This window comes from Pseudomonas sp. WS 5010 (assembly GCF_012985565.1).
Taxonomy (GTDB): domain Bacteria; phylum Pseudomonadota; class Gammaproteobacteria; order Pseudomonadales; family Pseudomonadaceae; genus Aquipseudomonas.
Window position 1 is genome coordinate 39,718 of the sequence record NZ_JAAQWQ010000010.1, and the last position, 12,203, is coordinate 51,920.

13 protein-coding genes are annotated in these 12,203 nt (G+C 60.9%); 11 read left to right on the forward strand and 2 right to left on the reverse strand.

Translation table 11 applies throughout. From position 1 onward, the window contains the following. Nucleotides 1–13: 13 nt before the first annotated feature. On the reverse strand, nt 14–1,291 hold the full coding sequence (locus HBO11_RS25945) for an HAAAP family serine/threonine permease (protein WP_169955745.1): 1,278 nt from the start codon (nt 1,289–1,291) through the stop codon (nt 14–16). A 237-nt stretch (nt 1,292–1,528) separates the two neighbouring features. Between HBO11_RS25945 and HBO11_RS25950 the strand changes: the two genes are divergently transcribed. The 8 genes from HBO11_RS25950 (at nt 1,529) to HBO11_RS25985 (ending at nt 8,216) form a co-directional block, all read left to right on the forward strand. Further along, nucleotides 1,529–1,723 (forward strand): hypothetical protein, encoded by a 195-nt coding sequence (locus HBO11_RS25950; RefSeq protein ID WP_169955746.1) that lies wholly within the window; start codon nt 1,529–1,531, stop codon nt 1,721–1,723. 433 nt (nt 1,724–2,156) lie between these two features. Next, complete coding sequence (locus tag HBO11_RS25955; protein ID WP_169955747.1) at nt 2,157–2,651, forward strand: DUF4822 domain-containing protein; 495 nt, start codon at nt 2,157–2,159, stop codon at nt 2,649–2,651. A gap of 54 nt (nt 2,652–2,705) precedes the next feature. After that, on the forward strand, nt 2,706–3,125 hold the full coding sequence (locus HBO11_RS25960; protein WP_169955748.1) for a hypothetical protein: 420 nt from the start codon (nt 2,706–2,708) through the stop codon (nt 3,123–3,125). Between the two features lie 157 nt (nt 3,126–3,282). Then, the gene (locus HBO11_RS25965) at nt 3,283–4,236 is read left to right on the forward strand and encodes a 2-hydroxyacid dehydrogenase (protein WP_169955749.1); all 954 of its coding nucleotides are present in this window, start codon (nt 3,283–3,285) and stop codon (nt 4,234–4,236) included. 129 nt (nt 4,237–4,365) lie between these two features. After that, on the forward strand, nt 4,366–5,433 hold the full coding sequence (locus tag HBO11_RS25970; protein ID WP_169955750.1) for a phosphotransferase family protein: 1,068 nt from the start codon (nt 4,366–4,368) through the stop codon (nt 5,431–5,433). 17 nt (nt 5,434–5,450) lie between these two features. Continuing rightward, complete coding sequence (locus HBO11_RS25975; protein ID WP_169955751.1) at nt 5,451–6,218, forward strand: SDR family oxidoreductase; 768 nt, start codon at nt 5,451–5,453, stop codon at nt 6,216–6,218. A gap of 72 nt (nt 6,219–6,290) precedes the next feature. Continuing rightward, nucleotides 6,291–7,724, forward strand: coding sequence for a PLP-dependent aminotransferase family protein (locus tag HBO11_RS25980; protein ID WP_169955752.1), 1,434 nt, complete (start codon nt 6,291–6,293; stop codon nt 7,722–7,724). A gap of 84 nt (nt 7,725–7,808) precedes the next feature. Next, on the forward strand, nt 7,809–8,216 hold the full coding sequence (locus tag HBO11_RS25985) for a cupin domain-containing protein (protein ID WP_169955753.1): 408 nt from the start codon (nt 7,809–7,811) through the stop codon (nt 8,214–8,216). Nucleotides 8,217–8,245: 29 nt separating this feature from the next. Here the strand turns inward: HBO11_RS25985 and HBO11_RS25990 are convergent, their stop codons facing one another. Next, nucleotides 8,246–8,875: a DNA-3-methyladenine glycosylase I gene (locus HBO11_RS25990; RefSeq protein WP_169955754.1), complete on the reverse strand. Its 630-nt coding sequence runs from the start codon at nt 8,873–8,875 to the stop codon at nt 8,246–8,248. 217 nt (nt 8,876–9,092) lie between these two features. Here HBO11_RS25990 and HBO11_RS25995 point away from each other — a divergent pair, with 217 nt between their 5' ends. The 3 genes from HBO11_RS25995 (at nt 9,093) to HBO11_RS26005 (ending at nt 11,965) form a co-directional block, all read left to right on the forward strand. After that, the gene (locus tag HBO11_RS25995; protein WP_169955793.1) at nt 9,093–10,418 is read left to right on the forward strand and encodes a C4-dicarboxylate transporter DctA; all 1,326 of its coding nucleotides are present in this window, start codon (nt 9,093–9,095) and stop codon (nt 10,416–10,418) included. A 152-nt stretch (nt 10,419–10,570) separates the two neighbouring features. Further along, the gene (locus HBO11_RS26000) at nt 10,571–11,272 is read left to right on the forward strand and encodes a FadR/GntR family transcriptional regulator (protein WP_169955755.1); all 702 of its coding nucleotides are present in this window, start codon (nt 10,571–10,573) and stop codon (nt 11,270–11,272) included. Between the two features lie 15 nt (nt 11,273–11,287). Continuing rightward, a complete protein-coding gene (locus HBO11_RS26005; protein ID WP_169955756.1) occupies nt 11,288–11,965 on the forward strand; it encodes a GntR family transcriptional regulator in 678 nt (225 codons plus the stop codon). Nucleotides 11,966–12,203 lie beyond the last annotated feature (238 nt).

The following is a 12,203-nucleotide window of genomic DNA, read 5'->3' on the forward strand; positions in this document are numbered from 1 at the left end:
GGCTCTGGTCACGTCAAGGGATCAGCGAGTAAATCAGCGAGGAGATGGCCACCAGGCCGACCAGGGTCACGAACACATTGGACATCTGCCCGCGGTACTTGGCCATGGCCGGCACCTTGCGGATCGCGTACATCGGCATCAGGAACAGGATCGAGGCGATGATCGGCCCACCCAATGTCTCGATCATCCCCAGGATGCTCGGGTTGAGCGTGGCCACGATCCAGCACACCACCAGCATGAAGCCTGCGGTCATGCGGTCCAGGGCCTTGGCGCCCGGCCGACGGCCGCTCTTCACGATCAGGCCCTTGAGGCCTTCGCTGGCACCGATGTAGTGGCCCAGGAACGACTTGGCAATCGCCACGAACGCAATCAACGGCGCAGCAAAGGCGATGGTCGGGTTATCGAAGTGGTTGGCCAGGTAAGACAGGATCGACAGGTTCTGCGCCTTGGCCTCGGCCAGTTGGCCTGGCGACAGGGTCAGCACGCAGCTGAACACGAAGAACATCACCATCGCCACCATCAACAGGTGCGCGCGGGACAGGATCTGCGAGCTGCGCTCTTCGGCGTGGGCGCCGTACTGGCGCTTTTGGTCAACGGCAAAGGCCGAGATGATCGGCGAGTGGTTGAACGAGAACACCATCACCGGAATCGCCAACCACAGCGTGTGCAGCAACGCCGACGGTGCCGGCACAGTGCTGGCAGTGCTGAGAATGCCGCCGTTCCAGTGCGGCACCAGGTACACCGCCAGAAACAGCAAGGCGACGATAAACGGATAGACCATCAGGCTCATGGCCTTGACGATCACCTGCTCGCCGCAACGCACCACGGCCAGCAGGCCCAGGATCAGCACGAACGACAGCAGCGCCCGTGGCGGTGGCTCGATGTGCAACTGGTGCGACATGAAACTGCCGACCGTGTTGGTCAGCGCCACGCTGTAGATCAGCAGGATCGGGAAGATGGCAAAGAAGTACAGCAGGGTGATCAGCGCACCGGCCTTGATGCCGAAATGCTCTTCAACCACCTCGGTGATGTCCGAGCCCGCACGCCCCGACAGCACAAACCGGGTCAAGCCACGGTGTGCGTAGTAGGTCATGGGGAACGCCAGCAACGCGAGGATCAGCAACGGCCAGAAGCCGCCCAAACCTGCGTTGATGGGCAAAAACAAAGTACCGGCACCAATCGCCGTGCCGAACAGGCCAAGCATCCAGGTCGTGTCCTGGCGGCTCCAGCCCGTGAGGGTTACAGGTGTCGTTGCGTAGCGTTCATCGACGCTATTGGCCTGATCATTCATCCGCTCGGTTCTCCGCTTTCATACGATCGCGACGAGTCAGAAAAACCTGACAGGCAGCGCCACAACCGCAACAGGGGCGCGATTGTCCGGGATTCGCTTGAATAAGCAAAGACTTAGCTGAGGAATGGTTGTGCGTAGCAGATAAATCAGATTGACGACAATTTGTTTGAACCCGGAACGTTACGCCGGTGCGGGCCACTCAAAAAGCGCTCTTTACCAAACCCTGGAGACTCAAGCATGACTACATTAGGACTGAATTTGTTCAATGCCGGCCAATTGGTCGATAGCGTAACGTCTTGCGTTGCCGATCACATCGAGGCACGGGAAAAGCTCAAGCAACCCCAGAATCAAACCTTCTCGTTTGGTGGCGTTGAATACACCGCCGCGCCCAAGCCTCGCAACACCCTGATCCCCACACCTCGAATCGGCTAAACGTTCGCGACCTGCCCAAGGCACGGATCTATTGCGCAATAGATTCGTCGCCCTCTATCCGCCCCGCCGTCGCCCCGTGGCTGGGATGCAACGGCCCGGGACACGCTTGAACATGCACAGGTGTCGATGAGGAATGGGTGAGCAGTGCAACTGCGCTCAATCAGCCAAGAACCCTATAAGCGCCACCCAAACACAAAGTTTATACATACTTAAAACCTGCAAGTTACGCCGACTTATTTGTAGGAATAGACCTACTTACCTATCCCACTTCATATTTAACATTCAAATTATCTTTTAACTTAATTACCAATGGAATTGTTACAAACATATACCCAGGCATTGATAGCGCTCCCTATCAGCCCTATATTTCCCCCGCCCCAATATAGACAACAACAAAAAAACAACTTATCAAATCCCCTCCCGGAGTTATTTAATGCGTAAATACAATGCTATTTTTGCAGGCCTGTTTCTCGCTGGGCTGCTTACCCCGCTCACCAGCCAGGCACAATGGGCAACGTCCGATATTCGCGCACTGGCCGCCTCGCCTCAGTGGCTGACCACCAAGGTCTACATCGAGGGCGCACCGCACGTAGACGTCAAGGACAAGTACCCGGGGGTGGTTGGCATCTCCATGTGGGACCCGGAGCGCAATCGTTATGAGTTCTTCTACGCCGACACGGGGCTGTCAAAGTATGAGCATGGCGGCGGCGGTTACTTCCTGGTCACGGGCGACAAGAAAAACCACATCCTGGTGCCCGACAAAGGCCCGATCAGAAGCGTGGTGCGCCGGCTGGAAGTCTTGAACAACCAGGAGTTCACCTACTCTCGGGAAGTCCCGCGCGACATGCTCGAAACTAATGAAACCGTGCGCATCTATGTTGTTCACGCACCTTACAAAGGGCCGATCAAAACGTCCACCTCCCACTAACTTCATATTAATACCCCACGCAATATCCATAAAACCAACAAAAAGACACTACCTATGAAAACCCAACTCAAGTCCTTACTGATATCTACCGTTTGGTTATCCGCCCTTATTTCGAGCGGTGCCAATGCACAACCGATAGCCAAAGAACCTGTTGCCACTCCCGACAACGCAGTCATGCTGACGGTATTTCTAAAACATGACCAATCACGCCCACTAAGCGAACTAAGGGCACAACTGGCCAAACAGGAGTTCTATAAGGTGTTTCCACCGGCGGGTGTAGAAGTCGTCAGCTGGAACATCACCATGGGTATCGGACAGGTCATCGTCCTACGCCTGCCCGCCTCTCGCCTGTCGGCGGTCAACCTGGCATTGGAAAACACCGCATGGGGGACCTACAGGACCGAGTTCTTCCCGACCTATGATTTCAAGGAAATCGCCCAGGCCGAACAAAACAAGGTACGCCAGGCCCAGTAACGCCCCACTCGATGCCAGCGTCTTCAGCCTATGCAGACGCTGGCATCCCCGCGCGCCAAAGCCTTGCATCCAGGGAAGATCTTTCACCCGCAAGCATTTCGCACTGCAAAAAATGCCGCATAATCCAGGACTCAAACCCCACAACAAGAGCCGCCCCATGCCCGCCACTGTTCTGGTCCTGGTTGAAACCATCAATGACTACCTGCCCATCATCGAGAGCAATGGCTTTCATGTGATCCTGGCCCCGACACCGGCCGAACGCAGCCAGGCCATCAAGAGCCATGGCGCACAGATCCAGGCCGTGCTGACCCGTGGCCCGCTGGGCTTGCATGCCGATGAGATCGCCGCCCTGCCCTTGCTGCAAATCATCTGCGTGATCGGCGCGGGCTATGAGCAGGTGGACCTGCAGGCCGCCAGCAATCGCGGGATCGTGGTGACCAACGGTGCCGGCGTGAATGCACCGTCGGTGGCGGACCACGCCATGGCGCTGCTGCTGTCGATGGTGCGCGATATTCCCCGGGCCGATGCTGCGGTTCGCCGCAGCGAATGGCCCAAGGTCATGCGCCCGTCCCTCGCCGGCAAGCAATTGGGCATCCTCGGCCTGGGCGCGGTGGGCCTGGCGATTGCCCGGCGCGCGGCCCTGGGGTTTGACATGCAGGTCAGCTACCACAGCCGCCAGCCCCGCAACGATGTGGACTACACCTACTGCGCCACGCCAGTGGAACTGGCCCGCAACTCCGACTTCCTGGTCATCGCCACCCCCGGCGGCCCTGGCACCCGCCACCTGATCGACCGCCAGGCCCTGGATGCCCTGGGCCCCAACGGTTTTGTGGTGAACATCGCGCGGGGCAGCGTGATCGTCACTGCCGACCTGATCAGCGCCCTTGAACAACGGCGCATCGGCGGGGCAGCGCTGGACGTGTTCGATGATGAACCCAACGTGCCCGACGCCCTCAAGCGGCTCAGCAACACCGTACTCACCCCGCATGTGGCCGGGCTGTCGCCTGAAGCGGCCCACGACACCGTGCAACGGGTGGCAGACAACCTGCTCGAATACTTCGCCGGGCGCCCGGTCCTTACACCGGTCGCCTTGCCTGCGCCCGAAAAGTGACCGATCAGGCACGCTGATTGCCGTCCAACACGCTAGCCTATTAAGCCGTCGCCGCCTTGTGGCGGGTCGGCTGTGCGCATTAGATTAGCCAATAGTCCAAGGCCTCAAGAATAAGCAGAAGGGATAAGCATGGCGCTCAATGACCAATCCACCCAGATTCGCCCCGGCGAAGAACTGGATGCCAGCCTCATCGACCCCTACCTCAAGGCCCATATCCCGGGCCTGAGTGGCAGCGCCAGAATCAGCCAGTTTCCGGGCGGCGCCTCCAACCTGACCTATCTGCTGGAATACCCCGAACAGGAATTCGTGCTGCGGCGCCCGCCCTTCGGGCACAAGGCCAAGTCAGCCCACGACATGGGCCGAGAGTTCCGCATTCTCAACCAGCTCAAGGATGGCTTCCCCTACTGCCCCAAGGCCTACGTGCACTGCACCGACGAATCGGTGATCGGCGCCGAATTCTATGTAATGGAGCGGGTCAAGGGCATCATCCTGCGCTCGGACCTGCCGCCGGAGCTGGGCCTGGACGCAGAACGCACCGAAGCCCTGTGCAAGAGCTTTATCGACAAGTTCGTCGAACTGCACCAGGTGGACTACCACGCCTGCGGCCTGGCCGACCTGGGCAAGCCCGAAGGTTACGTGGCACGCCAGATCAGCGGCTGGAGCGATCGCTACGAGAAAGCCCTGACCCCCGACGCCCCGAAATGGGAAGCCGTGCGCGCCTGGCTCAACGACAAGATGCCCGCCGACCACCCCACCTCAAGCATCGTGCACAACGACTATCGCTTCGACAATGTGATCCTCGACCCCGACAACCCGATGCAAATCATCGGCGTGCTGGATTGGGAACTGACCACCCTGGGCGACCCGCTGATGGACCTGGGCAACAGCCTCGCCTACTGGATCGAAGCCGCTGACCCCGCGCCCGTGCAACTGATGCGCCGCCAACCGAGCAACGCTCCCGGTATGCTCACCCGCCGCCAGTTTGTCGACTACTACGCCGAGCGCTCAGGCATCCAGATCGACAATTTCGACTTCTACTACACCTACGGCCTGTTCCGCCTGGCCGGCATCGTGCAGCAGATCTACTACCGCTTCTTCCATGGCCAGACCCAGGACAAACGCTTCGCGCAGTTCATTCACATGAACAAGCTGCTGGAGCAGATGAGCCTGAACGTCATCCACAAATCCACGCTCTGACCCGACAAGGAACCACCATGTCCAAGACCAACCTGTTCGACCTCGACGGCAAGATCGCTTTTGTCTCCGGCGCCAGCCGTGGCATCGGTGAAGCCATTGCCAAGCTGCTGGCCCAGCAAGGCGCCCACGTGATTGTCTCGAGCCGCAAGATCGACGGCTGCCAGCATGTGGCCGATGCGATCATCGCCGCCGGCGGCAAGGCCACGGCCATCGCCTGCCATATCGGCGAGATGGAGCAGATCAGCGAGGTGTTTGCCGGCATTCGCCAGCAGTTCGGGCGCCTGGACATCCTTGTCAACAACGCCGCGACCAACCCGCAGTTCTGCAACGTGCTGGACACGGACCTCGGCGCGTTCCAGAAAACCGTCGACGTGAACATCCGTGGCTACTTCTTCATGTCGGTGGAAGCCGGCAAGCTGATGCGTGAGAACGGCGGCGGCAGCATCATCAACGTGGCCTCGATCAACGGCATCTCCCCAGGGCACTTCCAGGGCATCTACTCGGTGACCAAGGCCGCCGTGATCAATATGACCAAGGTGTTTGCCAAGGAATGCGCGCCGTTCGGCATCCGCTGCAACGCCCTGCTGCCAGGCCTGACCGATACCAAGTTCGCCTCGGCGCTGGTGAAAAACGAATCGATCCTGAACATGGCCCTGGCCCAGATCCCCCTAAAGCGCGTAGCCGACCCCAGCGAAATGGCCGGCGCGGTGCTGTACCTGGCCAGCGATGCGTCAACCTACACCACCGGCGTTTCGCTGAATGTGGACGGTGGGTTCCTCTCCTGATCCCACATTTTTGATCGGCGTTGCCCTTGCATACGAGTAACCTTGGCAGGATTGACCGCCTCGGAATGAAACATGGAACTGCACGTCGTCATCCAGGGCCGCAAGGACCTGGCCGAACAGCTTTACCAGCAACTGCGCGACGCCATTGAGTCAGGACGCCTGGCCGCTGGCGCGCAGTTGCCCCCCAGCCGCTTGCTGGCCGAGCAGTTGGGGATCTCGCGCAAGACCGTGTCCGACACCTACACCACCCTGACCTACGAAGGCCTGCTGATCGGCAAGATCGGCCGTGGCACCTTCGTCAGCGCCCATGCGCTGCGGCCGAAGGGCCTGCAAAGTGCGGCCGACCTGGCCTGCGCCGCCAACCTCGCCAAGTGGCAAGCCCTGCCCTCGCCCATGCGCCACCCGACGCGCGAGAGCACGTTGCGCTGCGAGTTCATCGGCGGTGCCACCACCCGCAGCCTGTTCCCCCAGGACGAATGGCGGCGCTGCACCCAGGACGCCTTGCGGCGCATCGCCCAGAACAGTGGTTTCTACGGCCAGCCCGAGGGCTTGCCGGCCTTGCGCAATGCGATTGCCGGGCACATCGCGTTTTCCCGAGGGGTCAACTGCCGGGATGACGACATTGTGGTGTGCAACGGTGCGCAGCAGGCATTGGACCTGATCGCCCGCGTGGTCCTCGAACCGGGCAGCATTGTCGCCATGGAAGACCCCGGCTACACCCCGGCGCGCCTGCTGTTCGAAGCCATGGGTGCCACCGTGGCCGGCGTGCCGCTGGACGCGCAGGGGATCCAGGTCGAGTTGATTCCCGAGGGCACCCGGCTGATCTACGTCACCCCGTCCCACCAGTTTCCATTGGGCATCCCCATGAGCCAGCCACGCCGCGAAGCGCTGCTGGCGCGGGCGCTGGCCCTGGGCGCGATTGTCATCGAGGACGACTACGACAGTGAGTTCCGCTACGAAGGCCGCCCCACCGACGCCCTGCAGAGTATGGATACACGGGGCATCGTCGCCTACGTCGGGACCTTCTCCAAAACCCTGCTGCCGGAGCTGCGCCTGGGCTATACGGTGCTGCCCCCGGCCATTCGCGGCGCGGTGCTCAAGGCCAAGCAACTGAGCGACCAGCACAGCTCGACCCTGCCGCAATGGGCCCTGGCCAAGTTCATCAGCGAAGGCTACCTGCTCAAGCACATCCGGCGTTGTCACACCGTCTACAGTAGCCGCCGCGAACGCATTCTCAGCCGCCTGGCCGGCGACCTGTCACCCTGGTTCGAGGCCGTGCCCAGCGTGGCCGGGTTCCACCTGGCGGCACTGTGCAAAGTGCCGATCAACATCCCCCTGCTGATCGAACTGGCGCGGCAGGTGGAAGTCGGGCTGTATCCGCTGGATGTGTTTTTCCATCAGGCGCCGGTGCGTAGCGGCCTGATCATCGGTTTTGGCGCCATCGAGACCCTGGACATCGACCCGTCCCTGGACAAGGTGCGCGATATCCTGCAGCAGATTGGCTGAGGGGTTTTCCAGCAGATTGGTTATAGGTACGCCGCGCGCCCGGGCGTAGGGTGAGGGGATCTGAAACGATGGGAACCCCGCACCATGAAAACACTGCTCGGCACCACCCTCCTGCTGGCTTCGCTTAGCGCCTTTGCCCACGAGCCGGTGTACAACCAGGAATCGATCAAGGTCCTGCAAGAGCACGCCTTGAGCAACGTACCCGGCAAGAAAACCCTCATGCTCACCGTGGATTACGCGCCGGGCCAGGCCACCGTGCCCCATAGCCATACTGGCACGGCAGTGGCCTACGTACTTGAGGGGCAAATCACCTCGCGCGTCAATGATGAACAGGCCATTACCTACAAGGCCGGGCAATCGTTCTACGAACCGGCCGGTTCGCGCCACTTCGAATCAAGCAATGCCAGCCAGACCCAGCCGGCCAGGCTGCTGGTGGTGATGGTGCTGGATGACAAGGCCGAGGTGCTGACGCCCCTGCCACCGCAAAACTGAACGGTAGGAGGCTTGCCAGCTCCTACCATTCAGGGACGCTTGAACTGACGCCGCAGGTCTTCGATCGGTTGCCGACAGGCGCAGCCCTCCAAGTGATCGTTGACCATGCCCATTGCCTGCATAAACGCATACATCGTCGTCGGCCCGACGAACGTCCAGCCGCGTTTCTTCAAGGCCTTGGACAAACGTACCGAAGCCGGCGACGTCGGGTTGCCCGTCCAATAGGCCATGTCCACCACCGCCGGGCGCTCGGCCGCCGTCGGTTCAAACGCCCACAGCCACGCCGCCAGCGAGCCGTGCTCATCCACCAGCTCGCACGCCCGGCGCGCATTGTTGATGGTCGAGACGATCTTTGCGCGATTGCGCACGATGCAAGGATCAGCCATCAGGCGCTGGACATCCTCCTCGGTGTACTGCGCCACCCGGCGAAAATCAAAACCGGCGAAGGCCCGCCGAAAATGCTCGCGCTTGCGCAGGATGGTGATCCACGCCAGGCCGGCCTGGAAGCCTTCCAGGCAGATCTTCTCGTACAGCGCCCTATCCTCGGCCACCGGCACCCCCCATTCATGATCGTGGTAATCGGGGTATTCGGCGGCGGCCGTCCGCCATGTACAGCGGGTCAGTCCCGCTTCATCGGTTGTCAGTCCCGGCTTATCCATACATCACCTCAGCGGCCAAGCCCGGGATGATAAGCGAAAAATTTTCCAGGCCGCCAACCGCTCAAGCATCACGGTTACCGAGCAACTGGTAAGACCGGAGCACACAAACACCCCTTCATCCCCTTGTAGTTTGCAAAAAACCGAGCGTAGACTGGCCGCGCACTGGACTTACCGGTAAGACCACAACAATTAAGCCCTGGACCCACCAGGGCACCGAATAGAGATCCCTCCCATGCTCAGATGGTGCTCGCGTTCGATTTTCCTGCAAGTCGTCATAGGCCTGATGCTCGGCATCGCGTGCGGCTTGGCCCTTCCCGAATTCTCCTCACAACTCAAACCCCTGGGTGACGGCTTTATCAAGCTGATCAAGATGCTGATCGGCCTGATCGTGTTCTGCGTGGTGGTCAGCGGTATTTCCGGCGCGGGCGACCTGAAAAAAGTCGGGCGCATCGGCCTCAAGTCGGTGATCTATTTTGAGATCCTCACCACCATCGCCCTGGTGCTCGGCCTGGTACTGGCCTTCAGTACCGGAATTGGCAGCGGCGCCAATATCCACCTTGAACAGCTGTCTTCCGCAGGCCTCAATGAATTGGCGGATCGCGGCCAGCATATCAAGGGCACCAGCCAATTCTTGATGGACCTGATCCCCAACTCCGTGATCGGGGCCTTCGCCGACAACAACGTGTTGCAGGTGCTGTTGTTCTCGGTGCTGTTTGGCAGTGCGCTGAACCTGGTGGGCGAAGCGGCTTCGGGCATTTCACGGCTGATCAACGAACTGAGCTATGTGATCTTCCGGATCATGGGCATGATCGTGCGCCTGGCGCCCATTGGGGTTTTCGGCGCCATCGCCTTTACCACCAGCACCTATGGCCTGGATTCGCTGCAGCACCTGGGCAGCCTGGTGGGCCTGTTCTACCTGACCTGCATGGCCTTTGTCGCGCTGATCCTGGGCGCGGTGATGCGCCTGTCGGGCCTGCGTATGCTGCCGCTGCTCAAATACCTTCGCGAAGAGTTGCTGATCGTGATGGGCACCGCGTCGTCCGATGCGGTGTTGCCACAGATCATGCGTAAACTGGAACACCTGGGCATTGGCAGTTCCACCGTTGGCCTGGTGATCCCCACCGGGTACTCGTTCAACCTCGATGGTTTCTCGATCTACCTGACCCTGGCCATTGTGTTTATCGCCAATGCCACTGGGACACCGTTGTCGATGACCGACCTGCTGACCATCCTGCTGGTGTCGCTGATCACCTCCAAGGGCGCCCACGGCATACCGGGCTCGGCCCTGGTGATTCTGGCGGCCACCCTGACGGCTATTCCTGCCATCCCGGTGGTGGGCCTGGTGCTGGTGTTGGCGGTGGATTGGTTCATGGGGATTGGTCGTGCGCTGACCAACCTGATCGGCAACTGCGTCGCGACCGTGGCCATTGCCCGCTGGGAAAAGGACATTGATCTGCAACGGGCCAACAAGGTACTGGAGGGGCAGCAAGGGTATGCGTTCCAGGCCAAGAAGCCGGTACTGCCGGCGCACCAGGAGTTCTAGCGCAGATCGAATGTGGGAGCGGGCTTGCTCGCGATAGCGGTGTGTCAGCCCCTACATGTGCTGACTGATCCACTGCTATCGCGAGCAAGCCCGCTCCCACCGTTAATCGTCGCCATTTTTACCGTTTGTGTTTGCAACATAAGGAGCCCGGCGTGATCAGCACTTCAACCGTCGTCAATTCAGTCGTAGAAAAACTGCGCGCCGCCCTGGCACGGGGCCAATGGCGGCGTGGCGAAATGCTCCCCGGCCAGCGCGAACTGGCCGAACAACTGGGCATCAGCCGCCCCAGCCTGCGTGAAGCGGTGATCGTCCTGGAAACCCTCGGCCTGGTGCGCTCGATGCCCGGCAAAGGCGTGGTCGTGCTGGAAACCAGCGTCAGCGAGCCACAAGCCCATGACGCCGTGGCCGACGCCAGCCTCGCCGATATCCTGCAACTGCGCTACACCCTGGAGCCGTTTATCGTCGGCCTGGTGGCCCAGTCCATCACCAGCAAGGAAATCGGCCAACTGCGCCTGACCCTGATGGACATGCGCGAAGCCCTGGAAGCCAACGACAGTGAAGCCGGGATGAACGCCTACATTGCCTTCCATGAGGAGCTGTTCGCCCTGACCTCCAACCCGATTTTCCAGAACGTGGTGCAGCAGACCAGCAACGCCCTCAAGCAAAGCGCTCAGGTGTTGCGCAATTCCCCCGAACACCTGGCCGAGCGCCTGCAGGAAAACGAAGCCGTGGTGCGCGCAATCCGCAACAAGAACAGCGCCCTGGCCAGCGCCGAAATGCGCCGCCATATCCTCAACGAGGGCCAGCGCATGGGCACCGCCCTGAATATTCCCGACGACCATCTCGGCAACTGACTCTGGAGGCTGGCCATGAGCGCTCACGCCCTGCAACGCACTTTTGCTGTCACCGCCCCACCCGCCATGCGCCTGGTGCCCGATAAACGGCCATCGGTGGATGACCTCTACCCACGACTGTTCGATGCCATCCTCGAACAGCGCATCGTGCCCACCAGCCGCTTTACCGAAGAAGGCCTGGCCCAGCAATTTGGCGTCAGCCGCAGCGTGCTGCGCCGGGTCCTCGCGCGCCTGGCCGAGCAGCAAGTGATCATCCTGCGTCCCAACCTGCGCGCCCAGGTGGCGGCGCCGGATGCCGAGCAGGTGCAACATATGCTTGAGGCGCGGCGCTTGATGGAAGTGACCGTGGTCCAGTTGGCGTGCGTACAGGCCAGCCCTGGGCAGGTGCGGCGCCTGCGCGAACTGGTGGCCCGCCAGCGGGCGTGCGTCGAGCAGGGCCAGCAAGGCCCGGCCATCCGCCTGTACGGCGAGTTTCACCTGTTGCTGGCGGCCATTGCGGGCAACCGGCCATTGGTGCAGTTTCTCAACAGCCTGGTGCCGTTGACCTCGCTGGTCATTGCCCGGCAAGGGGCGTTCACCGGCGCCTGGCTTGAGCAGGCAGAGATTGTCGAAGCGGTGGAGCGACGGGATGCGGGTACGGCAGCATGCTTGATGACCCGCCATCTGGATCATCTGCAAGCAAAACTCGCGTAAGCCCATAGAGATTCAAATGTGGAAGCTGGCTTGCCTGCGATGGCGGTGGGTCAGCCGCCAGCAACAGTGACTGGACTGCCGCTATCGCGGGCAAGCCAGCTCCTACAAGGGATCTCACTGGGACAGAGAATTTTGGCTCCACCACAGATCAAATGTGGGAGCTGGCTTGCCTGCGATGGCGCTGGGTCAGCCGCGAGCAACAGTGACGGAATTGCCGCTATCGCGGGCAAGCCCGCTC

Coding starts and splice junctions, on each gene's coding strand:
- HBO11_RS25955 (WP_169955747.1), top strand. CDS start 2,157: ATGCGTAAATACAATGCTATTTTTGCAGGCCTGTTTCTCGCTGGGCTG.
- HBO11_RS25985 (WP_169955753.1), top strand. CDS start 7,809: ATGAAAACACTGCTCGGCACCACCCTCCTGCTGGCTTCGCTTAGCGCC.
- HBO11_RS25990 (WP_169955754.1), bottom strand. CDS start 8,875: ATGGATAAGCCGGGACTGACAACCGATGAAGCGGGACTGACCCGCTGT.
- HBO11_RS25975 (WP_169955751.1), top strand. CDS start 5,451: ATGTCCAAGACCAACCTGTTCGACCTCGACGGCAAGATCGCTTTTGTC.
- HBO11_RS25980 (WP_169955752.1), top strand. CDS start 6,291: ATGGAACTGCACGTCGTCATCCAGGGCCGCAAGGACCTGGCCGAACAG.
- HBO11_RS25970 (WP_169955750.1), top strand. CDS start 4,366: ATGGCGCTCAATGACCAATCCACCCAGATTCGCCCCGGCGAAGAACTG.
- HBO11_RS25960 (WP_169955748.1), top strand. CDS start 2,706: ATGAAAACCCAACTCAAGTCCTTACTGATATCTACCGTTTGGTTATCC.
- HBO11_RS26005 (WP_169955756.1), top strand. CDS start 11,288: ATGAGCGCTCACGCCCTGCAACGCACTTTTGCTGTCACCGCCCCACCC.
- HBO11_RS25965 (WP_169955749.1), top strand. CDS start 3,283: ATGCCCGCCACTGTTCTGGTCCTGGTTGAAACCATCAATGACTACCTG.
- HBO11_RS25945 (WP_169955745.1), bottom strand. CDS start 1,291: ATGAATGATCAGGCCAATAGCGTCGATGAACGCTACGCAACGACACCT.
- HBO11_RS25950 (WP_169955746.1), top strand. CDS start 1,529: ATGACTACATTAGGACTGAATTTGTTCAATGCCGGCCAATTGGTCGAT.